This is a genomic window from Henriciella pelagia (genome assembly GCF_002088945.1).
GTDB classification, from domain to species: Bacteria; Pseudomonadota; Alphaproteobacteria; order Caulobacterales; family Hyphomonadaceae; genus Henriciella; species Henriciella pelagia.
This window is the reverse complement of sequence record NZ_NCSU01000012.1, coordinates 1-20,828: the sequence shown is the minus strand read 5'-3', so window position 1 is coordinate 20,828 and position 20,828 is coordinate 1. Positions and strand designations below refer to the sequence as shown.

Annotated in this window: 28 protein-coding genes and 1 tRNA gene; 17 read left to right on the top strand and 12 right to left on the bottom strand. The window is 58.5% G+C overall.

Annotated features, from left to right (window positions below; translation table 11 throughout):
• The first annotated feature begins 10 nt into the window (after nucleotides 1–10).
• The 5 genes from B8746_RS13790 to B8746_RS13770 all read left to right on the top strand — a co-directional run bounded on the left by B8746_RS13790 (nucleotide 11) and on the right by B8746_RS13770 (nucleotide 3,264).
• Complete coding sequence (locus B8746_RS13790; RefSeq protein WP_084394292.1) at nucleotides 11–787, top strand: enoyl-CoA hydratase; 777 nt, start codon at nucleotides 11–13, stop codon at nucleotides 785–787.
• Between the two features lie 84 nt (nucleotides 788–871).
• Nucleotides 872–1,216: a hypothetical protein gene (locus tag B8746_RS13785; RefSeq protein WP_084394291.1), complete on the top strand. Its 345-nt coding sequence runs from the start codon at nucleotides 872–874 to the stop codon at nucleotides 1,214–1,216.
• A gap of 63 nt (nucleotides 1,217–1,279) precedes the next feature.
• A complete protein-coding gene (locus B8746_RS13780; RefSeq protein WP_084394290.1) occupies nucleotides 1,280–1,822 on the top strand; it encodes a hypothetical protein in 543 nt (180 codons plus the stop codon).
• 87 nt (nucleotides 1,823–1,909) lie between these two features.
• The gene (locus B8746_RS13775) at nucleotides 1,910–3,121 is read left to right on the top strand and encodes an acetyl-CoA C-acetyltransferase (protein WP_084394289.1); all 1,212 of its coding nucleotides are present in this window, start codon (nucleotides 1,910–1,912) and stop codon (nucleotides 3,119–3,121) included.
• Between the two features lie 56 nt (nucleotides 3,122–3,177).
• A tRNA-Leu gene (locus B8746_RS13770) sits at nucleotides 3,178–3,264 on the top strand.
• A gap of 12 nt (nucleotides 3,265–3,276) precedes the next feature.
• Here the strand turns inward: B8746_RS13770 and B8746_RS13765 are convergent.
• The 4 genes from B8746_RS13765 to B8746_RS13750 form a co-directional block, all read right to left on the bottom strand.
• A complete protein-coding gene (locus B8746_RS13765; RefSeq protein WP_143434607.1) occupies nucleotides 3,277–3,600 on the bottom strand; it encodes a hypothetical protein in 324 nt (107 codons plus the stop codon).
• A gap of 121 nt (nucleotides 3,601–3,721) precedes the next feature.
• Nucleotides 3,722–4,378, bottom strand: coding sequence for a hypothetical protein (locus B8746_RS13760; protein ID WP_084394287.1), 657 nt, complete (start codon nucleotides 4,376–4,378; stop codon nucleotides 3,722–3,724).
• Nucleotides 4,379–4,447: 69 nt separating this feature from the next.
• Nucleotides 4,448–4,846, bottom strand: a complete 399-nt coding sequence (locus B8746_RS13755; RefSeq protein WP_084394286.1) for a hypothetical protein — start codon at nucleotides 4,844–4,846, stop codon at nucleotides 4,448–4,450.
• 12 nt (nucleotides 4,847–4,858) lie between these two features.
• Nucleotides 4,859–5,200 (bottom strand): ElaB/YgaM/YqjD family protein, encoded by a 342-nt coding sequence (locus B8746_RS13750; RefSeq protein ID WP_084394285.1) that lies wholly within the window; start codon nucleotides 5,198–5,200, stop codon nucleotides 4,859–4,861.
• A gap of 119 nt (nucleotides 5,201–5,319) precedes the next feature.
• On the opposite strand from B8746_RS13750, the gene B8746_RS13745 reads away from it, so the two are divergent.
• Together B8746_RS13745 and B8746_RS13740 are read left to right on the top strand one after the other, a co-directional pair.
• A complete protein-coding gene (locus tag B8746_RS13745; protein WP_084394284.1) occupies nucleotides 5,320–6,093 on the top strand; it encodes a Crp/Fnr family transcriptional regulator in 774 nt (257 codons plus the stop codon).
• 49 nt (nucleotides 6,094–6,142) lie between these two features.
• The gene (locus B8746_RS13740; protein ID WP_143434605.1) at nucleotides 6,143–6,592 is read left to right on the top strand and encodes a hypothetical protein; all 450 of its coding nucleotides are present in this window, start codon (nucleotides 6,143–6,145) and stop codon (nucleotides 6,590–6,592) included.
• Nucleotides 6,593–6,828: 236 nt separating this feature from the next.
• On the opposite strand, the gene B8746_RS13730 is transcribed toward B8746_RS13740, so the two are convergent.
• Both B8746_RS13730 and B8746_RS13725 read right to left on the bottom strand, forming a co-directional pair.
• The gene (locus tag B8746_RS13730; protein WP_084394281.1) at nucleotides 6,829–8,055 is read right to left on the bottom strand and encodes a Glu/Leu/Phe/Val family dehydrogenase; all 1,227 of its coding nucleotides are present in this window, start codon (nucleotides 8,053–8,055) and stop codon (nucleotides 6,829–6,831) included.
• A gap of 54 nt (nucleotides 8,056–8,109) precedes the next feature.
• Nucleotides 8,110–8,901, bottom strand: coding sequence for a response regulator (locus tag B8746_RS13725; protein ID WP_084394280.1), 792 nt, complete (start codon nucleotides 8,899–8,901; stop codon nucleotides 8,110–8,112).
• 141 nt (nucleotides 8,902–9,042) lie between these two features.
• Here B8746_RS13725 and B8746_RS13720 point away from each other — a divergent pair, with 141 nt between their 5' ends.
• The 3 genes from B8746_RS13720 to B8746_RS13710 are packed head-to-tail and all read left to right on the top strand — an operon-like array spanning nucleotide 9,043 to nucleotide 11,544.
• Nucleotides 9,043–9,234 carry a NepR family anti-sigma factor gene (locus tag B8746_RS13720; protein ID WP_084394279.1) on the top strand — a complete coding sequence of 64 codons (192 nt, stop codon included), beginning with the start codon at nucleotides 9,043–9,045 and terminating at the stop codon, nucleotides 9,232–9,234.
• 23 nt (nucleotides 9,235–9,257) lie between these two features.
• On the top strand, nucleotides 9,258–9,845 hold the full coding sequence (locus B8746_RS13715; RefSeq protein WP_084394278.1) for a sigma-70 family RNA polymerase sigma factor: 588 nt from the start codon (nucleotides 9,258–9,260) through the stop codon (nucleotides 9,843–9,845).
• On the top strand, nucleotides 9,823–11,544 hold the full coding sequence (locus B8746_RS13710) for a histidine kinase dimerization/phosphoacceptor domain -containing protein (protein WP_084394277.1): 1,722 nt from the start codon (nucleotides 9,823–9,825) through the stop codon (nucleotides 11,542–11,544). The genes B8746_RS13715 and B8746_RS13710 overlap by 23 nt, the downstream gene beginning before the upstream one ends.
• Here B8746_RS13710 and B8746_RS13705 read toward each other — a convergent pair.
• The 4 genes from B8746_RS13705 to B8746_RS13685 form a co-directional block, all read right to left on the bottom strand.
• Complete coding sequence (locus B8746_RS13705) at nucleotides 11,541–12,359, bottom strand: metallophosphoesterase family protein (protein ID WP_084394276.1); 819 nt, start codon at nucleotides 12,357–12,359, stop codon at nucleotides 11,541–11,543. The two genes, B8746_RS13710 and B8746_RS13705, sit on opposite strands and share 4 nt — an antisense overlap.
• Nucleotides 12,356–13,213, bottom strand: a complete 858-nt coding sequence (locus B8746_RS13700; RefSeq protein ID WP_084394275.1) for a diacylglycerol/lipid kinase family protein — start codon at nucleotides 13,211–13,213, stop codon at nucleotides 12,356–12,358. The genes B8746_RS13705 and B8746_RS13700 overlap by 4 nt, the downstream gene beginning before the upstream one ends.
• A complete protein-coding gene (locus B8746_RS13695; RefSeq protein WP_084394274.1) occupies nucleotides 13,210–13,476 on the bottom strand; it encodes a DUF7218 family protein in 267 nt (88 codons plus the stop codon). The genes B8746_RS13700 and B8746_RS13695 overlap by 4 nt, the downstream gene beginning before the upstream one ends.
• Before the next feature lie 473 nt (nucleotides 13,477–13,949).
• Nucleotides 13,950–14,096, bottom strand: a complete 147-nt coding sequence (locus B8746_RS13685; RefSeq protein WP_084394272.1) for an entericidin A/B family lipoprotein — start codon at nucleotides 14,094–14,096, stop codon at nucleotides 13,950–13,952.
• A 150-nt stretch (nucleotides 14,097–14,246) separates the two neighbouring features.
• On the opposite strand from B8746_RS13685, the gene B8746_RS13680 reads away from it, so the two are divergent.
• From B8746_RS13680 to nusG, 6 genes are all read left to right on the top strand, one after another.
• Nucleotides 14,247–14,420 carry a DUF1328 domain-containing protein gene (locus B8746_RS13680; RefSeq protein WP_084394271.1) on the top strand — a complete coding sequence of 58 codons (174 nt, stop codon included), beginning with the start codon at nucleotides 14,247–14,249 and terminating at the stop codon, nucleotides 14,418–14,420.
• Nucleotides 14,421–14,497: 77 nt separating this feature from the next.
• Nucleotides 14,498–14,692 (top strand): YqaE/Pmp3 family membrane protein, encoded by a 195-nt coding sequence (locus B8746_RS13675; protein ID WP_084394270.1) that lies wholly within the window; start codon nucleotides 14,498–14,500, stop codon nucleotides 14,690–14,692.
• A 54-nt stretch (nucleotides 14,693–14,746) separates the two neighbouring features.
• The gene (locus tag B8746_RS13670) at nucleotides 14,747–15,244 is read left to right on the top strand and encodes a pyridoxamine 5'-phosphate oxidase family protein (RefSeq protein WP_084394269.1); all 498 of its coding nucleotides are present in this window, start codon (nucleotides 14,747–14,749) and stop codon (nucleotides 15,242–15,244) included.
• A gap of 87 nt (nucleotides 15,245–15,331) precedes the next feature.
• On the top strand, nucleotides 15,332–16,210 hold the full coding sequence (locus tag B8746_RS13665) for an SMP-30/gluconolactonase/LRE family protein (RefSeq protein ID WP_084394268.1): 879 nt from the start codon (nucleotides 15,332–15,334) through the stop codon (nucleotides 16,208–16,210).
• A gap of 140 nt (nucleotides 16,211–16,350) precedes the next feature.
• On the top strand, nucleotides 16,351–16,566 hold the full coding sequence (gene secE, locus B8746_RS13660; RefSeq protein WP_084394267.1) for a preprotein translocase subunit SecE: 216 nt from the start codon (nucleotides 16,351–16,353) through the stop codon (nucleotides 16,564–16,566).
• Nucleotides 16,567–16,587: 21 nt separating this feature from the next.
• Nucleotides 16,588–17,133 carry a transcription termination/antitermination protein NusG gene (gene nusG / locus B8746_RS13655; protein ID WP_084394266.1) on the top strand — a complete coding sequence of 182 codons (546 nt, stop codon included), beginning with the start codon at nucleotides 16,588–16,590 and terminating at the stop codon, nucleotides 17,131–17,133.
• 53 nt (nucleotides 17,134–17,186) lie between these two features.
• Here nusG and B8746_RS13650 read toward each other — a convergent pair whose 3' ends face one another.
• Nucleotides 17,187–18,725, bottom strand: coding sequence for a glucose-6-phosphate isomerase (locus tag B8746_RS13650; RefSeq protein WP_084394265.1), 1,539 nt, complete (start codon nucleotides 18,723–18,725; stop codon nucleotides 17,187–17,189).
• 12 nt (nucleotides 18,726–18,737) lie between these two features.
• Nucleotides 18,738–19,442 (bottom strand): 6-phosphogluconolactonase, encoded by a 705-nt coding sequence (gene pgl / locus B8746_RS13645; RefSeq protein ID WP_084394264.1) that lies wholly within the window; start codon nucleotides 19,440–19,442, stop codon nucleotides 18,738–18,740.
• A 192-nt stretch (nucleotides 19,443–19,634) separates the two neighbouring features.
• Between pgl and tuf the strand changes: the two genes are divergently transcribed.
• Nucleotides 19,635–20,825: an elongation factor Tu gene (gene tuf / locus B8746_RS13640; RefSeq protein WP_084391653.1), complete on the top strand. Its 1,191-nt coding sequence runs from the start codon at nucleotides 19,635–19,637 to the stop codon at nucleotides 20,823–20,825.
• Nucleotides 20,826–20,828 lie beyond the last annotated feature (3 nt).

Here is a 20,828-nt window from a genome sequence, read left to right as displayed (position 1 = left end):
GAGGCAATACATGTCAGACCCCATCGTGCTCGTCGAGAAGGACGGCCCCGTCGCGGTTGTAACGCTCAATCGCCCAGACGCGCTGAACGCGCTCAGCCGTGCCCTGCGCAGCGAGATCGTGAAGACTTTTCAGACACTTGCAGAAGACGGAGATGTTCGTGCAGTCGTGCTGACCGGTGCTGGCCGCGCCTTCACCGCAGGCGTCGACCTGAAGGAGGCGGGACAGACCGGCTTTGCGCTCGGCGCAGATGGCGGATCGATCGATCTCGCCAAGGGGCTCGCAGCATTCCCCTGGCCGATCATTGGCGCAATCAACGGATTCGCTATTACCGGCGGCTTCGAACTTGCCTTGATGTGCGACGTGCTGCTGGCCTCTGAGAATGCCAAATTCGCCGATACGCATGCGCGCGTCGGCATCATGCCGGGCTGGGGACTGAGCCAGAAACTGTCCCGCATGATCGGCACAAGCCGCGCCAAGGAGCTCTCTTTCACCGGTAATTTCCTCGATGCCGAAACGGCCGAACGCTGGGGCCTCGTCAACCGCGTCTACAAGGCGGACGAACTGGTGCCAGCCGCAATCAAGCTTGGTCATGACATGGCGAGCTGCGATCCAGCCATGCTGAAGAAGTACAAGAAGGTGATTGATGACGGTTTTGCATTAAACTTTGGTGATGCAATGAAGCTTGAGATCACGCGATCTGCAGAACATGCTGCAGGAGTCACGGCAGATAGCGTCGAGGCAGCGCGTAAAGCGGTCACAGAGCGGGGCAGGGGACAGCAAGGTTGATTTGCGGTAAGCTTCCAGCTGGGAGCTGAGGGTGTTCAGGAAGTTCGGCTCCTCGTCCGGAACAGAATGTCAGGAGCCTCCGAAATGTCCCCACGCCTCACCTCCGTCCGCCGTCTCTCTATTTTCACAATGCCTTTGCTATGTGCCTTCCCGGGCTGGTCGCAGATTGCGACCAGCAATGAAGATGGCGCGACGGGTGCTTACTCGTCCGAAGTCGACTCATCCTTCGTCGCTGAGGGCCGATTTGGTCCGCGTACCGCCATTGATGACCTGCGCGCCAATGTCGACCGCGAAAAGGAAACGAGAGAGCGCATTCGCGTGCAGCAGCTTCGCGAAGTCAGGCCCGCAGCCCCCGTCGAAGGACCACCACCGCCGCCGGGCAAACCGGATATCGCTCCGCAGCTCGAGCCAGCGGTCGCGCCTCAGTAGGCACAGGGAACTGGTCATGGGAAGTCTCGTTGGTTCAGCAGTAGACTGAACCATGGAGCTTTCATGTCCACCCGATTTGCCGCCGTCTCGCTTGCTGCGATCGCTATTGCAGCTCCCGTCCTTGGACAAACGTCCGGTGAGACGTCTACTCAGGGCGTTTATAGTGACGAAACATGGCAGAACGAAACGCAAGTCATTCGTCCTTCAGGCGAAGAACTCCTCGGTGGGCCGGTGCGTCAGCCGGGAGAGATCAGACTGCCTTCCGATACCGGACCGGCCTACGACTATGCTGACGAGGTCTCCACCGTTGCGTATGCAACCCGATCATATGGCCAATCTCAGCTGAAGAGTGCCAGACGGTCGGTGGAAACAGCAAATCAGACAGCAACCATATCCACCCAACGCGACTACATACGGCCGGGCACCCAGGTCCAGACTGTGTCCGGCACGCCGCTCGGACGGGTGGCTCTGGTTGCGAATGGAGAGACGGGTGAGGGCAAGATAGCCTGGGTCAGGCCACCAAACTCCAATGATACAGCCATGCAGCAGGTCAGGATCCGGTCGGTCACCTATCACAATGGAAAATTCATTGCGATCGCAGGTTAGGTTTTCTGGTATCCGCGACCACCTGCCACTTGTCACCCCGACATCAATTGAGTGTATTCCGCTTCAATCAATGGAGGGAGTTCCGCAATGAGAGATGTTGTCATCTGTTCGCCGCTTCGCACGGCAGTCGGTGCATTTGGAGGTAGTTTTAAAAGCCTGCATGCGCATGAGCTGGCAACAATTGTCATCAAGGAGCTCATGGCCCGGACGAAACTTCCCGCCGAAGCTGTCGAAGACTGCCTGTTCGCCCAGTGTTATCCTTCCATGGAAGCCCCAGCATTCGGCCGGATGGTGGCGCTCGATGCTGGGCTGACGATCGAGACCGCTGGCCTTCAGATCGACCGTCGCTGCGGTTCGGGGCTGCAGGCCGTGATCTACGGCATCATGCAAGTCGGTACTGGCGCGAGTGATCTTGTGATCGCTGGCGGCGCTGAATCCATGTCGAACGCGCCCTTCTTTTCCATCGACATGCGATGGGACCTGAAAGGCGACGGCCTGACACTGCATGATGGCCTCTCACGCGGTCGCTATACGGCGGGCGGCAAGAATTTCCCGGTCCCGGGTGGTATGATCGAGACCGCTGAAAACCTGCGCCGCGATTACGAGATTTCGCGCGAAGCGCAGGACCGTTTCGCCGTGAACTCTCACAAGAAAGCTGCCGCGGCCCAGGCGTCAGGCAAGTTCGATGGCGAAATCGTACCGGTGACAGTGAAGTCCCGAAAGACAGAGACAGTCGTCGACAAGGACGAGCATATCCGACCCGATTCCAACTACGAGAAGCTGTCGACGCTGCGGGCTATCCGCGGCAAGATCGACCCGGAAGCAACCGTCACGGCTGGCAATGCATCGGGCCAGAATGACGGCGCAGCAGCCTGCATCATCTGTACGCGCGAAGCAGCAGAGAAATACGGCCTCACGCCCCTTGCCCGGCTTGTCAGCTGGTCTGTGGCAGGTGTGGGCCCGGGCGTCATGGGCATCGGCCCGGTGCCGTCATCGACCAAGGCGCTCGACCGCGCAGGCCTCAAGCTCTCGGACATCGATGTCATAGAGCTCAACGAGGCCTTCGCCTCCCAAGTGCTCGCCTGCACAAAGGCGCTCGGTTTCGAAGAGGGCGATTATGACCGCCTCAACCCGAACGGATCGGGAATTTCGCTCGGACACCCGGTCGGATGTACCGGCGTGCGCATCCTTACAACCATGCTGTATGAATTGCAGCGACAGGAAGCCCGGTACGGCCTCGAGACAATGTGTATCGGTGGGGGACAGGGGCTAGCAGCCATCTTTGAGCGGGTCAGCTAGGACCCGGCTGACTTGCGAAGATGCCGATTAATTCATAAGAGGCGGTTCGTGTCATGGCGGGCGTGGCGAAATTGGTAAACGCAAGGGACTTAAAATCCCTCGGCCGTATGGCCTTGCCGGTTCAAGCCCGGCCGCCCGCACCAGCCATCTCGGATCTATGAGATGCGGTCGTCGGTGCGCTGGTCGTTGCGGACCAAAGCGTCGATCTCAGCCTTGCATTCGGGGATGTCTTGAAGCGCTGCAGCGCTGATGATCAGGGCTGAGTGTACTTCGCCATCGCGCTCGGAAATCGGCAAAGCGAATTCGCCCGTATCATAGCCATAATCCGAAGAGACCGGGATCAGTGGGAGACCAAATTCGCAGGCCTCGGTCACTTGCGTGAGCTCCACTTCGGTAAGTTCAGCCGGGTCGGCATTTGCGGCCATAGCGCCTGAAAAAATCGCCATTGTTACAATAAGCGCCCTGATACGTGTTTGCATGGGATTGCTCCCTTCGCTTTCTGCTGAACTACAAACAGAAAACGCCGAATCGGGATGTCGGTTCCGGGCAAGCTGATTATTGTTTACGATTACGTAATAGTTCCCGCGTGGTCAGCGCGAATCAGCCCGTGCGCAGCAGGATGAAGACGAACGCAGAGTAAAGCGCTGAAAGCGTGAGAAATTTGCCCGCCGCGGCCAGCATGAAGGGGCGCAGATCATGCCAGCTCGTTTCGCGCGCGATTTCTGACACTTTCCGCGCCACATCCTGAGTGAGGTCGTCCATCTTGTGGCCGGCGAGCGCCAGCATGATGTGCGTCGCTCGGCCCGTCTTTATCTCACCGGCCTCATCCAGCACCTGCTCGAACACACGGGCGGCAATCGTTTCCCCAATGGCTTTTTTCGGCCGCCAGCCATGATCGTGGAGTTTGACCACGATCAACCGCCCGGTCGGGAAGAAGACGATCGCATCACGAACGAGAAAGAGGGCAAGAAGAACCAGCACGATCCCCGAAAAGACCGGGTGAGGGTACAGCCCGATGCGGTAGAAAAACCAGGCCGCGATCAGCAAAAGTGCCTTGATGAATACGGACTGTACGAACTGTGTAATGCTATCGCGCAGATAAATCTCGGCATGGCCGCGAATGCGCTGTCTGGCATCCTGTGCGGCCTGCTCGATCAGCGATTGTTTCTTGCGCTTAACGGCGCTGTCGATGGCCTTTCGGCCCAGCGTGACGCCGGTGGTCAGGGCAGAGACGAGAAGGAAGGCCGCTCTTAACACAACGAGCCCTCCGCATCATTGGCGCAGGGCTCGTCAATAGCATTAGCCGGCAGCGTTTGCATCACCGAATTAAATCAGTTCATCGGCAAGTTTTTGCAAGCCTTTGGCTGCCTGCTCCGGATTACTGACAATGAAATAGCCGGCAGCGAGCGCAGCCGTTGCAGCAGCCAGCGGCCGCTTCTCCACCAGCGATGCAATCGTATCGAACGGCAGTTCGGCCAACATGTCCGCTGTGGCATTCTCGAACTGGTCGAGTTCTTCCTCGGTGGATTTTCCAGGTTTTATGAAGATGACTGCGCAGATGCATCCAAGCGTGAGCATCAGACACGCCATGGTGAAGGTTGCCCACATCAGGCCGATGACAGGCGCGAGGGCGAGCGCACCTGCGACGCAAAGCGCAGAAGTGCCGATGAAGCCGAAAAAGGCTGCACCGACACTCGCGACTATTCTAAGTTTGGCTACATCCATCGCCAAACGGTCCTATCGACGACGAAGGGCTGCGAGAAGCACACCCGTACCGAAAGCAACACCGACCGCGGTCAGCGGGTTGGCGCGGACTTTCTCTTCAAGATAATCCTTGCCCTTTGATGCTTCGGTCTTCGCCTTTTCAAGATATTCCTTCGAGTGCTCAACACCCTGGTCAAGGCTCTTGGCCGACTTGCCCTTGATGTACTTGCCCGAATTGCCTGCGAGCGACTTCATGTCGTCCCGCAGCTGGGCGATGTCCGACTTGAGGGACTCGTAGTCGTGCTTTGCTGCTTCTGCGGCCTGCTTAATGTCGGCAGCACCGTTTTTCTTCGTGGTGGTAGTCGTGATAGCCATTCTGCTCTCCATTAATTTCACTTCGCCTAATCAACGGCGACACCGGTCAAGGAGTTCCAGACTTTTCAGAGCAGGGCGGAAAAATAGGAACTTCCGCGCGCCTGGAGCTTTGGAACGTTATGCAAGTGTTCAGAAATAAACTGTCTCAGTATGTGCGTCTCGCAGACGATGCCTGGTTGCCTATCAAGGAGCTCGATCAACGCACGGAGACCTTTGAGGCTGGTGAGGACCTGATCGTCGCCGGCCAGGATGCCAATGAGATCTTCATTCTTCAGACCGGGTGGGCACTGCGCTACAGATTACTGGAGGATGGCCGCCGTCAGATCGTGAACTTCATGCTTCCGGGCGATGTTTTTGATCTGCAGTCCCTGGCAGACCTGCAGGCTGACCATACGGTGACCGCGATTACCGATTGCGACGTCACTGTCATTCCGGCTCGTCCATTTGTGCGGATGTTGCGCGATTCCACTCGCATCGCCGCAGCGTTCTGGTGGGCGGCTGTACAGGAGGAATCGATCCTGCGGGAACAGATTGTGCGGATCGGACGCCGCTCTGCGCGCGAACGGATTGGCCACATGCTTCTGGAGCTGCACCGCCGGTATGCGGGTGCAACGGGCGAGGAGACCGATGAACTGGTCATGCCGGTCACTCGGGCAGATATCGCCGATGCGCTTGGCCTGACACCGGTCCATGTCTCACGGACCATGTCGGCCATGCGCCGCTCCGGTCTGATCGCAGAAGAGCGCGGATCTATAAAACTGCTGGACCGCGCCCGCCTGGCACGCCTCTCCCATTTCGATACCGACTATCTTCACCTCAAAAAGCTGAATCTTCTGACGCACGGCCTTTCGTCAAATCACACGGCGCCGGCGACGGCGCTTGATGCAGATTAGCGTCGCTCCGTCACAGGCTTGGTAACGACATCAGGTTTCAGGATTTGATTTGCAGCTGACGATCCCCCCATACAGCGACCACGAACCGCTTCTCAGACGCCTCAGGCGTATGGGGCGGATTTTGACCGGCGATCAGAAAGTCGCAGACAGTGTTCTCGAAAATGCGTTTGTAAGAGCCCGCTCTGCGATCCGGCCGGGGAACTCCCTGATCACTGCAAGCGACATCTTCAAGCTCGGCTTCGATGCGTTTGATGATGCGGTTCACCGCAAGGGAGTCGTGGTTATCCTGAACAGGGCAGGGACCCGTGACGGGTCGCTTGGCGAGCGCGTCAATCAGCTCAGTTATGTTGAGCGTGTCGCCATCGCGTTACTACTCGTGGAAAATATGACACCGCGAGGCGCGGCGATCCTGTCTGGACGTCCCGCATCGCTTCTCGAAAACAGCCTCGTCACCGCAATTGACCTGCTCGATGACGCCGACTGGACCAGTGAGACATGACCAGAGACGGCAAACCAGAAGACAGTCTGAGGTCAAAGTTGAAGGATCTCGTCGAAGGTCAGGCAGGACCTTCCTTACGCCAAGCCTTCGAAAGACTTGGTGCGGCCGACCAGTCCGCCGGATACTTGCCCGCGGAGGTCGAACTCAAGCAGGATGTGGGTAACCTCGCAATGAAGGGGGGTTCATCAGCAAAGTATGTCGATAAAAAGTCGGGCTGACAGTTCGAAGGGCTGCCTTCAGCTGTCGAACAGGCCCTGGGCAACAGCGATCGCGTTCAGGTCCCGCAGAGCATAGAGATACGCCGCTAGCCGCCAGTCTCCTTCGCATTCTTCCGCGGTCGCGGCGAGGGAGTGGGCCGACGTCAGAAGGCGATCAGACCATTGCATTTCCTGCTCTTGCCTCGAATCCGTACGCCCTTTCTGAAACACGAGCCATTCCAGATAGGACGCAACAATGCCGCCCGAGTTGAAGAGAATGTCCGGTCCGACCCTGATGTCCCGGTTCCTGAGAATCTCGTCCGCAGAAGCTGAAATGGCCGCATTTGCGATTTCGAGGACAAACTGTGCGTTAAGTTCCGTCGCATTCGACTCCGAAACTGTGTCAGACACCGCCGCGAGGCAGAGAATGTCCGTGGGCAGGCTGATGATCGCGTCCGCGTCTTCGACATAATCGAGATCGCCATCGGCTTTGGTCCGCAGTACCTGTTCGACATCAAGGCCGTCCTCATCGAAAAGCGTGCCTGAACTGTCCGACATGGCGATCACTGTTGCCCCGGCCTCGCGTGCGCAGCGGGCAAAGGCTGCACCGGCCTTGCCCATGCCCTGAACAGAAATGCGCGCCGAGCAAACATCGAGCCCGGCATCATCCGAAAGCTTGTCGAGAATATACCACGCGCCGCGTCCGGTCGCGCCCTTGCGGAGTGCGATGCCACCAATGTCTTCAGGCTTGCCGGTGACTGCGCCTCTCGCCATGCCATTGGCCCTGTGGCGGAGGCCGGCAACCATGGCTTCCATATCGTGACATGTTGTGGCCGTATCGGGCATCGCGATATCATTGTCGGGCCGCAGGACATCCGCGAACACTTCGCCATACGTTTCGGCGAGCTGGTAGCGTTCCTTGTCCGTGAGATCGTCTGCTTCAATTTGCACAGCACCTTTCGCACCACCAAAAGGCAGGTCGAGCAGGGCACATTTCAGCGTCATCAGGAAGCCGAGACGGGACACGTCATCTGAATTGGCGCTCGCTGCAAAGCGCACGCCGCCTTTGGTAGGGCCTTTAAGATTGTTATAGCGACAGCGCCAGGCTCTGGCGTGTTGGCGGTGCCCGTCGTCGCGCCGGATGGTCAGCTCCCGCTCGATCACTTCGTGCGGGAGCGATAACAGCTTTCGAATGTCCTTGAGATCCGGGTCGGCATCGACGACCCGGTCCAGTCGTCCGACTGCTTGTTCGAGTAACTGTGACATGAGTGGCCTTCCTTGAGCTGCAACGCTGCAGCGGAAGGTCAGTTCCCGTGCCTGCTACTCTGCGGCGACCGGCCGGTCTGAGGGGTGGAAGAAGAGTGCCTGACCGATCGCTGCCTTCACGGTGTTTTCCTGGAACGGCTTCGGGATGAGGTAGGTCGGTTCGGGACGCTCGCCGGTCAGCAGTCTCTCCGGGAAGGCCGTAATGAAGATGATCGGCACATCCAGCTCTTCGAGGATTTCGTGAGCGGCGTCGATGCCGGAAGAATTGTCGGCGAGTTGGATATCGCAAAGGATTAGACCGGGCGGATTGGCCCGCGCCATTGCGACAGCTTCGGTGTGCGTTGTGGCATTACCCGTAACATCGTGACCGAGCTCCTCGACCAAGCTTTCGAGGTCGGCGGCGATTACTGGCTCGTCCTCGATGATCAGGACTTTGGTTGAAAGTGTCGCTTCAATATCAGCATGTGCCTTGGAGATCAGCTCTTCGACTTGCTGCACCGTCTTGCCGAGAATTGTCGCAGCTTCCGAAACCTGAAAACCTTCCAGTGCGGTCAGGAGAAAGGCTTGGCGTTCGACCGGGGCCAGAGCCTGAAGGCGCTTCTCCGGAGAGGAGCCCGCGTCATCGGCCCGCTCTAGGCGAGCACCCGTCGAGCCCCAGATCACATGGAAAAACCTGTAGAGGGCCTGGCGCGGCGGAAGCTCTTTGCTGACCTGGCTGGGGTCTTCTGCCAAAGCTGTTAGTGATGCGCGGATATACGAATCGCCGCTCTCCTGACTACCTGTCAGCGCCCTCGCATATCGGCGCAAGTATGGCAGGTGTGGACCAAATTGTTCGACAAGACTCATAATTACCCTCGTAATTTTCGTTACACCAATAACTTGTCTTCTCGTGAAAGGTTGCAAGCTTCTGCAGTTATTTTTTTCAAACCCCGGAACTTTCCCGCTACCATGCGTTATACCAGCATATTATCGATGATGCGGAATTCCATGAATTATAAAGCGAGCCAAATGAGTCAGTCCAAAAAGCCTGATGCAGATGCGAGCCGATCCAAGAAGATTCGGCAAAAGCGCATCGGCGATCAGCTTCGCCGTTTGTACGACGACGTCACCAATGAGCCTGTGCCTGATGAGTTCTTGAGCCTTCTTGAACAGGCCGACAAATCCTCCAAGCAGAAATAGAGACAGTTTTGACCAAGCCGACCATGGATGATCAGGCATTCAAGACTGAACTTGCTGAACTCATCCCCCACCTTCGAGCGTTCGCACGCAGCCTTTGCGGGAATGCGACGGCTGCCGATGACCTTGCCCAGGAAGCCATGCTGAAGGCGTGGAAAGCGCGGGCGAGCTATCAGGCCGGCACGAATCTAAAGGCGTGGACGTTCACGATCCTCCGCAACCTCTTCTATTCGGAGAAGCGCAGAAGCTGGCGCCGTCAGCAGCTCGATCCTGAAGTTGCGGAAGCGACGCTGGTGTCGAACGACAATCCATCTTCCGCGATTGAGCTTCTATCCCTGCGCAATGCGCTGGATGAACTGCCAGAAGACCAGCGTGAAGCGCTCATTCTCGTTGGCGCGGGTGGCCTGTCCTATGAAGAGACGGCCGAGATCTGCGGTTGTGCCATCGGCACGATCAAGAGCCGCGTCAGTCGCGCCCGCAAAGCCATCACCGAAATCCTCGAGAGCAAGATGTCAGGGCTCACCGGCAATGATTCCCTCAGCGCCGCCGATGCTTTCGAGGACATCATGAGACAGGCCGACGAGTTATCGCGTGACCTCCCGGCAGACGCCTGAAAATCACCAGCCCCTGCACCGCGGCTCGCTTCGTCTGCGATTGTTGTTCACGATCGCGATGGCGTTGACTCCGATCCTGATCTTTGCGGGATTTCGGACCTATCTTAATGCGCAGGACTCAAGGGCCGACCGGCGAAACATGCTGGTCGAAATTGCTGATCGCGCGCTCGACGAGATTGAGCAGGTCCTGTCCACAGTCGATACGCTTCAGCAGATTTATTCTGCCGATATTGTTGCCGGTCGGTGCAAGCGCGTTTTCGAGGACATCGCACCACGCATGCCGCAGCTTTCCAACGTTGCCTACTTCAACGAAGAGAACGTCACCGAGTGTATCGCTCTCGGCGAGGTTGGCGGATCGACTGTGCAGCCAGCCGCCATGGAGCAGCTCAGGCAAGGTCAGATGTCGGTTCGTACCGACGCCTTCTATGGCCCACATAGCCAGGCCTGGGTCTTCTCTACCCTGCGTCGCGTCAATGACGTTGACGGCGAATATGCCGGTGCCATCAGTTTTGCATTACAGACGGAAGGCATTATCCGCACCCTCCAGCTCACTAACCTTCCGGATGATGTTGAGCTCGCAATTTCTGATGGCGAAGGTCAGATCTTTGGCAGCTCACGCTTTGTCGAACTTCCACTGGAATGGATCCGCCTCGCAACCGGTGACGACGATGGCGAGCTTTTCGTCGCGCAGGACGATGACCTCGGATCGCTCGACGTGGTCGTTCGCGCCATTGTCGATGACAGGATGTATGCCATCATTTCGCGTCCATCGCCTGGACTGTTCAGCGAATTTACGTTGGAGCCGATCGAGACGGTGGGTATTCCGCTCCTCTCCTTTAGCCTCGCACTGGTCGCCGCCTGGCTGGCCGTCGACGGGCTGGTCCTGAAATGGCTGGCGCGGCTTCGACGACTCGCGCTCATTTATGGTGAGGGGCACTACAATTTCCGCATTGGCGATGAGTTCGAGAACGCGCCGGACGAAATCGCCAATTTTGCTACAACTTTCGATGGCATGGCTAACCGGATCGCGGAACGCGATGCCAAGTTGCGCAGCGCAATCGCCACTCGGGACGCTGCGGTCAAAGAGATCCACCACCGGGTTAAAAACAATCTTCAGATCGTGGCGAGCTTCCTCAACCTGCAGAGACGACAGGTCGAAGACCCGAATGCTCGGGAAGTCATCTCTGCTGCCCGTCACCGCATTGATGCGCTCTCGATTGTGCATCAGACGCTTTACCAGCATGAGCGTCTTGAAACCGTGCACATGCAGCCTTTCCTCGAGGCGCTGCTGTCTCACCTTGCCGGTGCACTCGGCATGGGGGAGAGCGGTGTAGATATCCAGAGCGACATTGCAGATATCGACCGTCCCGCCGACGACGCGATCCCGGTAGCGCTCTTCATTCTGGAAGCTGTTACCAATGCGATGAAATATGCCTTTGGCGACGATGGCGGGACCATCACGGTCCGCCTTCAGGAGGCTGGCGACGAGATAGTCTTGCAGATTATCGATGATGGATTTGGCGCCGAGCAGAGTGACGCCGACAACAATGGGTCGACGGGGCTCGGATCACGCCTGATGACTGCCTTTGCCAAGCAGTTGCGGGGCACGTTGAGCCAGACATCCAAACCAGGCGAAGGCTTTGTGGTAGAGCTGCGAATGCCGAAGGAAACCGCAGAAAAGAAGGTTGGCAATTTCTAGCCGGCTTCGCTGTCAATTTCGACATGCGTGTCCGAAGCTGTTGCCTCGGGCGTAAGCGCATGCGGCTTTGCCGGCACGAAATGGTCCCCCTGTAGGGTGAAGACTGTGACCTGACACATATCGCCCGACACATCGATCAGGTTGAAGCTTGCCGGATGGTTGCGCAGGCGCGTCGACAAGGTGCCAGCAGAGACTGCGACATAGGACTGCTTCTTGTGGTCCACCACCGTCACAGAAGGCGAGTGCACATGGCCTGTCAGCAGAAAGTTGATCCCGCTTTGCGCCAGCCTCCGGCTCGCCCGGCGGCCACGGCGCGTTGCCGTTCTCATCGGGGCATCCGGGGGTGACAGGAAGGGGTGATGGCAGACCAGGAAGCCGTACTTGCCATCAAGTGGTGCAATGTCCGAAATTGCCTCTTCGAGGTCTTCAAGGTCAACCGAACCCTCGGCCCAGTTCCCGCGTGTCTGCCACCCGCGTGAGGTGTTGAGTCCGACCAGTTTGACGCGGTCAAGGACGGCAGGTCCGGACACGTCCTCGAAATGGCGATCATGCCGTTCGAAAGGCGAGACGACGCGCTCATAGAGGTTGAGCAGGGGCGTGTCGTGATTTCCGGCCACAACAACTTTCGGCATGGAAAAGCTATCCAGCCATTGTCGCGCGGCCCGGAATTCCGACCGCTTTCCGCGTTGGGTAAGGTCCCCGCATACCGCCATGGCATCGGCGCCAATCGCTTCAGCGGCGTACTGAAAAGCCTCCAGCGCAGTCGGGTCTTCTGTGCCGAAATGAATGTCGGCAACCTGGATAATTCTGGTCATTCGATCTGGGCTGAGATGGCCTTGCCGGCTTTCGCAATTCGGCTGAACCTGGTTCCGGACTTTAGCCGGACCGGTTCTCCGTCCAGCGTCACTCTCAGCTCGTATCCCTTTTCCTCTTCAATGATCACTTCGCGCGCCTGTAGGGTCTGCACACCGGCTGCGTCCCTCCAGTCCGAAAAGAGCGCGCCGATCCCCGATGCTGCAAGCTCGAGCGGATTGTCGGGATCGATGAAAGCATATTCGAGCAGGTCATCGCCAGAGTGCCCGACGAATAGCGCTGTTGCCGTCGCAAATCCCTCGACCGACCTCGAATGTTCGTCGAGCAGTCTGAAACTCATATTGGTTCGCAGGTCGAGGATATCGCTGCCGGCAAGCGTTTCAAATGCTTTCAGGATTTTGCCTTCCCGTATCGCTTCGCGCGGCGTGGCAAGGTCTGTTAGACTGCCCACCATTGCGGCAACATAGAACCGCCTCTCTCCTGCACAGCCGGCGGGGACGTCGATGATCTTTCCCTCACTGAGCGCCCTGTACAGGCATTCGTCCCAAGCGCAGGCGCCGCCGTGTATCTGCTTGTGAAACAGGTTCATCGTGCCGCCCGGAAGTGGCAGGATAGGGGGTCCGTCAGAGCCGGCGTGTTCGAGGGTACAGGCGACCGTTCCGTCACCGCTCCACACTATGATCATATCGGGCTCGGAGGCGATGCAGTCAGCAATCGCCTGGGTGAAATCCTCGTCTCCCAGAACATTGATGTCGCACGGTTTGCCAAGGGCTTCCATCGCGCCGGTCAATTTTGCTGCGGCGTCCGGCGGCACGCTGCCGGAATGCGGGTTGATCAAAGCTGCGATCCCGCTCATCGACTGTCTCGCAGCGCCTTGATCAGGTCATCCTTGTTCATGGATGAGCGACCTTCGATGCCGAGTTCAGCCGCCCTGTCATAAAGATCGTCCTTCGTCCACGATTCATAGGGCGGTGATTTTCCACCCTTCTTCGAGGGGTGCATATCCGGATTGGCCTTCGCATTCGCAATGCGCGCTGCAGTGCCCTTCGAATAGCCATCATCACGGAGAGCTTCATATGTTTCGTCATCCTTGATTGAGGGACCGTGCGATCTGGCCATGGGACTCCGGTTTTCCTTGTCTGTGTGTGTGACAATTCAACGTCAGGCCAATTTTTTTGTTCCCGTTCCGGAACTCCTCCATCTGGCGGCGCGTATCATTTTCATGACGACCGCATTAAGACCCTGTAAACCAGCATTTTACCCTGCCACCGGGCCGATTGGTGATGTGGGGCAGATTTTCCGCAGGCTGGGTGGCCTCTCCCGTCTCGATGTCGTGTTTTCAATGCTGGGCGTGGCATGCGTCGCATTCTGGTCATGCCTGATGTCCGGCAAGCGCAAGGCAACATCAGTGGCGATGAAGCCAGCAGTCTGTCTCCTCACATACATTCCGAGCGACCCGATACAGGGTCTCGCAGAATAGGGGCCATCACAGCCTTGTCGCGCCACAGCCGGTGCCCAATTTGTCTGGACGTATGACACAAAAAAAGCGCAGCGATCAGGCTGCGCTTTTCTGAATCCTGACCCCGGCGCTTTTAATTCGCGCCAGCATCCTCAGCGGCCTCGTCAATGGCGCCTCCGGTTGCTTCAACGTCTTCGCCGACGCCTTCAACCGTGTTGCATGCTGCGGCCAGCATGGCCATCAGGCTTAGGCCGGCAACAAGAAAGATGTTCTTTTTCATGGAGTGCTCCTGACTTGCTTACAGAGAGAGGTAAACGAGCCAATAAGGTAAATGGTTCCCAGAATAATTTCAGGAACCTGAAGCGCTGGGCGTCCGTTGGTTAGGCATCGGTGAAAGGCCGTAGAAACAAACTAACCGTAGGAGTTTATCATGCTTGGTTGGGCACTTACATTTTTCGTCCTGGCGATCATCGCCGCAATATTTGGCTTTGGTGGTATCGCAGGCGCATCTGCCGGTATCGCGCAGATCCTCTTCTTTGTGTTCCTCGCACTGCTCGTCCTGAGCTTTGTGGCACGCGCCCTGAGAGGCCGAAGCGTACTATAGGGACGCAACAGACCCGAAAATCGAGCGGGGCGGATGTCTTCAGGCACCGCCCCGTTTTCTTTCAAGGAGCCAGTTACATGACCACACATTCTGATACCGCCCCCTCATCTGGTGGGCTGATCACCATCCTGCTGTCGATTCTTCTGCCACCGCTTGGGGTGGCCCTCTCGCGCGGTATCGGCAAGCAGTTCGTCTTCAACATCCTGCTGACCGTTCTCGGCTACGTGCCCGGTCTGGTTCACGCTGTTTGGCTTGCCGCTCGCCCCGAGTGAGCCCAGCCCTGCTTCCCCACACTCAAACTCATGATTCTCAGAAGGAGAACCCCAATGGCAAATCTCGACAAACTCAAGCAAAACCCAAAAGAGCAGCTCTTCGAGCATCTTGATGACGTTCGCGCCGTAATGCTTGGCTCGCCCGTTCATCACCAGCACATGCAGCCCATGGCGCCGCAGGTCGACAAGGAAGCGGGCACTGTCTGGTTCTACACGAACAAGTCTTCCGATCTCGTGAAGGCGCTCGGCCAGGATGGCGGCGAAGTCCATCTCTGCATTGTCGAGAAGGACTATCAGGCCTGCCTGCTTGGCGACCTCACCGTCGACCACAACCCGCAGAAAATCGATCAGTTCTGGAGCTCTGTCATTGCTGCATGGTTCGAAGGCGACAAGACCGATCCAGACCTCACAATGCTCTGCTTCCGCCCGAAAAACGGGTCCATCTGGGCGTCAGACAAGAACCCGATCACCTTCGCCTGGGAAATCGCAAAGGCCAATCACAAGGACCAGAAGCCTGACATTGGCGAACGCACCTCAGTCGATTTTCACTGATCGGTGACGAAATCGCCCTAGTGCGCAAAGCCAGTCCGTTTTATGGGCTGGCTTTTTCTTTGTCCGGCAACCGCCTAAGGAAGTGAGATGCACCTGTTCGAGCCTCAATGTGTCGCGCCGACGAGCTGCCTTCTTGGGCAGAGCCCCGTCTGGAGCCCCTCTGAAGGCCTCCTCTGGTGGGTCGACCCCAACCGCGCCAAGCTGCACCGCTATAATCCGAAGACGGGCAATGCGCGCCGATACGACTTGCCGCTCAAGGCCAGCGTCATTGCGCTGTCGCAAGGCGAGCTGCTGATGGCCGGCGAAGTGGAAGTCGGCTTTTTCGATCCGTCCACCGAAGAGTATACGAGGCTCATCACGCTTGAGAATGAAGCGCCGGGCAACCGTATCAATGCCGGCGGTGTCGCGCCGGATGGCAGTTTCTGGTTTGCGACCATGGACGGCCATGAAGCTGACGCACGAAGCGCCTGGTACCGGCTCGCACCCGACCGTTCGATCCATCCGCTCAATGTGAAGCCCATCGTCATCCCGAGCACGGCCTGCTTTTCACCGGATGGATCGGTATTCTACACTTGCGATACCACCGAACAGGAAATCCACGCCTTCGATGTCGAGGAGGGGGCACGGCTAACAAACCGGCGGATATTCACTACGACGAGCTCCGGCGCGGGCTATCCCGACGGATCGACCGTCGATAGCGAAGGTCATCTGTGGAATGCCGAATGGGATGGCGCGCGTATCGTGAGATATACACCCGAAGGGGCGATTGACCGCGCGATCAAGCTGCCGGTCAGCCGTATCACCGGATGCTGTTTTGGCGACAGGGATCTGAAGACGCTCTACGTCACCACGGCGCGCACCGGCCTGACGGCCTTCCAGCTCGACATGCAGCCTTTCGCGGGCAGCCTCTTCGCCATCCGGACCGACATAGCCGGCCGCCCTTGCGCAGAATGGTCAGGTCGCTAGCGAGCACATTTATCTGCCCAGGCCTGCTTGCGAATGCGACTTCCTGCACCCAGATGGCTTCACAATGGGCGCAATGCGGAGTAAGGCACTGGCGAAAGCGTCCCTGACCGCTTAAACCCCCGATATTCAGGATTTGATGGATGGCCGATAAGGACAAGAAAAAAAGCGTGGACCCGATCACTTTTGCCCGGCAGGTCGAAGCCGAAGGCCGCAAAGTGACATGGACCTCGCCCAGTGAGACGGTTCAGGCGACGATCATGGTTGTGATCATGTCGATCATCGTCGCGCTCTTCCTGTTCTTTACCGACCAGATCATCGCGGTCCTCATTCGCCTGATCACTGGTCTCGGCGCATAGATTTTCAAGGAGAGCCACAACATGGCCGCTGCCAAATGGTACATTGTTCACGCCTACTCGAACTTCGAGAAAAAGGTCGCGCAGGCGATTCGCGACCAGGCTGAAATGAAAAACCTGTCGAGCCTGATCGAAGAGATCGAAGTGCCGACGGAAGAAGTCGTTGAAGTGGTTCGTGGCAAGAAGAAGACGGTCGAAAAGCGCTATTTTCCGGGCTACGTCCTGCTCAAGGCTGAACTGACTGACGACGTCTATCACCTCGTTCGCGACACGCCGAAAGTCTCAGGCTTTCTCGGCGGTGACGGCGGCAAGCGTCCGCTCCCCGTTCCACAGCGTGAAGTCGACCGTATCCTCGGCACCTCCGACGAGCCGGCTGCAGAGCGCGTGCGTCCGCAGGTGACGTTTGAGATCGGCGAACAGGTCCGCGTCAATGAAGGCGCATTCCAGGGCTTCGAGGGCGGCGTCGAGGAAGTCGATGAAGCAGCTGGTCGCCTGAAAGTGTCGGTTTCCATCTTCGGCCGCGCAACCCCGGTCGATCTCGACTATGCCCAGGTCGACAAGATCAGCTAGGCCTTCAGCCTTGAAAGTGAATTTGAAAGCGCCCTTCGGTTGAAGGGCGCTTTTTATGTTTGGAGCCGCTTGATCAGATGATTGGTAACCGCATCCTTTGATCCCTCGCCGTCAGGCTTCAGGCGGCTCGCCATCGTCTTGCCCCGTTCCACGCCCCACTGGTCAAAGCTGTTGAGGCCCCACAGCACGCCGGCGAGATAGGTGCGATGCTCATAAAGGGCAATAAGCGAGCCCAGCTTTTCCGGTGTCAGCTCGGATGTCGAAATGAAGGTCGACGGGCGCCCGCCCGCATGAACCTTCTGCGCCGCGATCTCCGCCGGCAGGTCCGGCTCTTCCTTCTGCACTTCTTCCAGTGTGCGCCCATTGGCCAGCACTTCGGCCTGAGCAAGCGCGTGTGCCGTGAGCCCCGTCACGCCCGCTTCATCGGTTCGCGAACCCGGCGCCAGAATGAATTCTGCAGCGACAATGGACGGGCTCTGGTGCAGCCATTGATGATAGGAATGCTGGCCAATCGTCCCCTCGCCGCCCCAGAGAAGGGGGGTCGTCGCGCCGCCGACGCCCGCCCCGGCCGGGCCCACCGACTTGCCATTCGATTCCATTTCCAGCTGTTGCAGATAGGCTGGCAGGAGGCGCAGCCGCCGCGAATAGGCAAGCAGGGCGCGGGCCCCAAAACCCATGAAGGAGGCGTTCCAGTAATCGAGCATGGCGAGCTGAATCGCGGCATTTTCGTGAACTGGCGCAGTCTGGACATGGGCATCCATTTCGGCTGCGCCGCGCCGGAAGCCCTTCATGACATCGCTGGACAGTGTGATCGAACAGGCAACCGACCCAGCCGACCAGATCGAGAAACGTCCGCCAACGCTTTCCGGCAGGTCCAGGATCAGCCCCTTCGCACCGTTGAGCCAGGCTGTTGCGCGCTCGGGATTGGCTGTGACGAGAACGAAGTGCTTTGCCCAGTCGGCTGGCACACCAGCGCGCACCCAGTCTCTCGCGCGTGTGAGGTTGTATAGCGTCTCTTCGGTACCAAAGGATTTGGATACCCCCACCACAAGCGTCTCGGCAGGGTCGAGCCCGGCAAGCGCCAGTTCAAGGTCCAGTGGATCAAGATTGGCACAGTAGCGCAGCTCGACGTCTGGAAGTCGGCTGTCATGGAAAGCGTCGGCGATGAGCCGTGGGCCGAAATCCGACCCGCCAATACCGATGTGGACGATGGCCTTGAAGGGGTGGCCGTTTGCTGCGGTCTTGCGACCGTTGGCGATATCACTGGCTAGGGCTTCAGCGGCTTCTGACGATTTGCGAACACGCTCTGCGTCTGCAAATTCCGTCTCTTGCGCTCGAAGTGCCCAGTGGAGCGCTGCGCGTCCTTCCGATGGGTTCACTGTCTTGCCGGTGAACAGTCTTTCCACGGCGCCAGGCAGATCCTTCTGGGAGGCAAGCTTTGCCAGGGCGGTTTCCGCGTCCGCGTCAAGGAATTGCCGGGACACATTGATATTCCAGCCGCATGCGTCGAATTCGGAAATGGTTCGACCTGCCTCGACAACGGATTTGAGCGTTCTGGAGCGCAGCCGGTCAGCGTGAGACTTCAGGTCCATGCAAGTAACCTCTCAGGATCGGTAGAAAACGGTGAGCGCGTCGCCAGCGGCCTTGCGCATCAGGTTTACGGGAAGGGCCGGATCGCCGCGCTCATAGACGGCGCGTTTGCCGTCCCCCGTCATGAGGAGCAGAATGTGCCGCGCATGCGCTACCGCCGGATAGGTCAGTGTCATACGTTCGGTAATTTCGCCTGTGACCTCGGTTCTCGGTGCGTCAATGGGTGCCACGCTCAGCATATTGCCCGGGTCGGTGGCCGCGCCGAGACCTTTCGCATCAGCGAACCAGGACAGAGTGTGTCCATCCGGACCCATCCCCAGAACGAGAACGTCGATGGTGCGGGCAGGGGCGCCATAGTCCTTGTGAAGCGCCGCTTCGCTGCCAAAGGCGGACTCGCCGCCTGTCATCATCGGAAGGAAGCGGGCTTTCCCGGCCTTGTCCCTTAACAGCGTCCGCCGGATGAGGGCTGCGTTTGATGCCTCATGCGTTTCGGGCACCCATCGCTCATCGGCAAGGCCAATCGTGACGTTCGCCCAGTCCAATTCCGCGCCCGAAAGGGACCGGTAAATCGGCCCCGGTGTCGAGCCGCCAGAACAGAAGAGACTTGCCCGCCCACGGCGGGACAATGCGTTTTCCATCCTCTGCCGGATCCAATGCGCCGCATCGGCTTCAAAGGTCTCGCGGTCGCTGAAGGTGTGGAATTGAGGGCCTGATGTCATGCCTGCGCAGGGACACGCGCACCGGCTCGCTGTCAAGTCCGTTACCCTCCGTCTGCGCTGGAATTGTCATGGGTGCTTGAAAGCTCGCGCGCGCGTGTGTATGTCGCCCGCTTCAACGGGAATCAAAGGCCCGCTGGTAAAAGGAACCTGAACCCCGTCCGGCGGGCCGGACATAGCTAGAGGAGGCCTCCCATGGCCAAGGAGAAGTTTGAGCGGAACAAGCCGCACGTGAACATTGGCACGATCGGCCACGTTGACCACGGCAAGACGACGTTGACGGCAGCGATCACGATGACGATGGCGGAGACCTATGGCGGTGCGGCGAAGTCCTATGCGGACATCGACAATGCGCCAGAAGAGAAGGCCCGCGGCATCACCATCAACACCGCGCACGTCGAGTATGAGACTGAGAACCGTCACTATGCGCACGTCGACTGCCCGGGTCACGCTGACTATGTGAAGAACATGATCACGGGTGCGGCGCAGATGGACGGCGCGATCCTGGTTGTGAACGCTGCTGACGGCCCGATGCCGCAGACGCGCGAGCACATCCTGCTGGCCCGCCAGGTTGGCGTTCCTGCGCTTGTTGTGTTCCTGAACAAGGTCGACCAGGTCGATGATGAAGAGCTTCTCGAGCTCGTCGAGATGGAAGTTCGTGAGCTTCTGTCCTCCTACGACTTCCCGGGCGACGACATTCCGATCGTTGCCGGTTCTGCGCTGGCCGCTGTTGAAGGCCGCGACGCGAACATCGGCAAGGACAAGATCATCGAGCTGATGGCCGCTGTCGACGAGTACATCCCGACGCCAGAGCGTCCGCTGGACAAGCCGTTCCTGATGCCGGTCGAGGACGTGTTCTCGATCTCCGGCCGCGGTACGGTTGTGACCGGCCGTGTGGAGCAGGGCATCATCAAGGTTGGCGAGGAAGTCGAGATTGTCGGCATCCGCGACACGCAGAAGACGACGGTTACCGGCGTCGAGATGTTCCGCAAGCTGCTCGACCAGGGCCAGGCCGGCGACAATATCGGCGCGCTGATCCGCGGTATCGACCGTGAAGGCGTCGAGCGTGGCCAGGTGCTGTGTAAGCCAGGTTCAATCACGCCGCACACGACGTTCGAGGCAGAAGCCTACATCCTGACCAAGGAAGAGGGTGGCCGTCACACGCCATTCTTCACCAACTACCGTCCACAATTCTACTTCCGTACGACGGACGTGACGGGTGTTGTGAAGCTTCCAGCGGACAAGGAAATGGTTCTGCCAGGCGACAACGTCAAAATGGAAGTCGAGCTCATCGCGCCGATTGCCATGGACCAGGGCCTGCGCTTCGCCATCCGCGAAGGCGGCCGCACCGTCGGTGCAGGCGTCGTCTCCAGCGTGACGAAGTAAGAC

What these genes read in the sequence shown, in the direction of transcription:
- secE (WP_084394267.1), top strand. Translation starts at nt 16,351, where the DNA reads ATGGCCGATAAGGACAAGAAAAAAAGCGTGGACCCGATCACTTTTGCC.
- B8746_RS13670 (WP_084394269.1), top strand. Translation starts at nt 14,747, where the DNA reads ATGGCAAATCTCGACAAACTCAAGCAAAACCCAAAAGAGCAGCTCTTC.
- B8746_RS13780 (WP_084394290.1), top strand. Translation starts at nt 1,280, where the DNA reads ATGTCCACCCGATTTGCCGCCGTCTCGCTTGCTGCGATCGCTATTGCA.
- B8746_RS13785 (WP_084394291.1), top strand. Translation starts at nt 872, where the DNA reads ATGTCCCCACGCCTCACCTCCGTCCGCCGTCTCTCTATTTTCACAATG.
- tuf (WP_084391653.1), top strand. Translation starts at nt 19,635, where the DNA reads ATGGCCAAGGAGAAGTTTGAGCGGAACAAGCCGCACGTGAACATTGGC.
- B8746_RS13715 (WP_084394278.1), top strand. Translation starts at nt 9,258, where the DNA reads ATGGATGATCAGGCATTCAAGACTGAACTTGCTGAACTCATCCCCCAC.
- B8746_RS13790 (WP_084394292.1), top strand. Translation starts at nt 11, where the DNA reads ATGTCAGACCCCATCGTGCTCGTCGAGAAGGACGGCCCCGTCGCGGTT.
- B8746_RS13750 (WP_084394285.1), bottom strand. Translation starts at nt 5,200, where the DNA reads ATGGCTATCACGACTACCACCACGAAGAAAAACGGTGCTGCCGACATT.
- B8746_RS13775 (WP_084394289.1), top strand. Translation starts at nt 1,910, where the DNA reads ATGAGAGATGTTGTCATCTGTTCGCCGCTTCGCACGGCAGTCGGTGCA.
- B8746_RS13765 (WP_143434607.1), bottom strand. Translation starts at nt 3,600, where the DNA reads ATGCAAACACGTATCAGGGCGCTTATTGTAACAATGGCGATTTTTTCA.
- pgl (WP_084394264.1), bottom strand. Translation starts at nt 19,442, where the DNA reads ATGACATCAGGCCCTCAATTCCACACCTTCAGCGACCGCGAGACCTTT.
- B8746_RS13650 (WP_084394265.1), bottom strand. Translation starts at nt 18,725, where the DNA reads ATGGACCTGAAGTCTCACGCTGACCGGCTGCGCTCCAGAACGCTCAAA.
- B8746_RS13695 (WP_084394274.1), bottom strand. Translation starts at nt 13,476, where the DNA reads ATGGCCAGATCGCACGGTCCCTCAATCAAGGATGACGAAACATATGAA.
- nusG (WP_084394266.1), top strand. Translation starts at nt 16,588, where the DNA reads ATGGCCGCTGCCAAATGGTACATTGTTCACGCCTACTCGAACTTCGAG.
- B8746_RS13685 (WP_084394272.1), bottom strand. Translation starts at nt 14,096, where the DNA reads ATGAAAAAGAACATCTTTCTTGTTGCCGGCCTAAGCCTGATGGCCATG.
- B8746_RS13665 (WP_084394268.1), top strand. Translation starts at nt 15,332, where the DNA reads ATGCACCTGTTCGAGCCTCAATGTGTCGCGCCGACGAGCTGCCTTCTT.
- B8746_RS13725 (WP_084394280.1), bottom strand. Translation starts at nt 8,901, where the DNA reads ATGAGTCTTGTCGAACAATTTGGTCCACACCTGCCATACTTGCGCCGA.
- B8746_RS13745 (WP_084394284.1), top strand. Translation starts at nt 5,320, where the DNA reads ATGCAAGTGTTCAGAAATAAACTGTCTCAGTATGTGCGTCTCGCAGAC.
- B8746_RS13705 (WP_084394276.1), bottom strand. Translation starts at nt 12,359, where the DNA reads ATGACCAGAATTATCCAGGTTGCCGACATTCATTTCGGCACAGAAGAC.
- B8746_RS13755 (WP_084394286.1), bottom strand. Translation starts at nt 4,846, where the DNA reads ATGGATGTAGCCAAACTTAGAATAGTCGCGAGTGTCGGTGCAGCCTTT.
- B8746_RS13720 (WP_084394279.1), top strand. Translation starts at nt 9,043, where the DNA reads ATGAATTATAAAGCGAGCCAAATGAGTCAGTCCAAAAAGCCTGATGCA.
- B8746_RS13675 (WP_084394270.1), top strand. Translation starts at nt 14,498, where the DNA reads ATGACCACACATTCTGATACCGCCCCCTCATCTGGTGGGCTGATCACC.
- B8746_RS13680 (WP_084394271.1), top strand. Translation starts at nt 14,247, where the DNA reads ATGCTTGGTTGGGCACTTACATTTTTCGTCCTGGCGATCATCGCCGCA.
- B8746_RS13730 (WP_084394281.1), bottom strand. Translation starts at nt 8,055, where the DNA reads ATGTCACAGTTACTCGAACAAGCAGTCGGACGACTGGACCGGGTCGTC.
- B8746_RS13700 (WP_084394275.1), bottom strand. Translation starts at nt 13,213, where the DNA reads ATGAGCGGGATCGCAGCTTTGATCAACCCGCATTCCGGCAGCGTGCCG.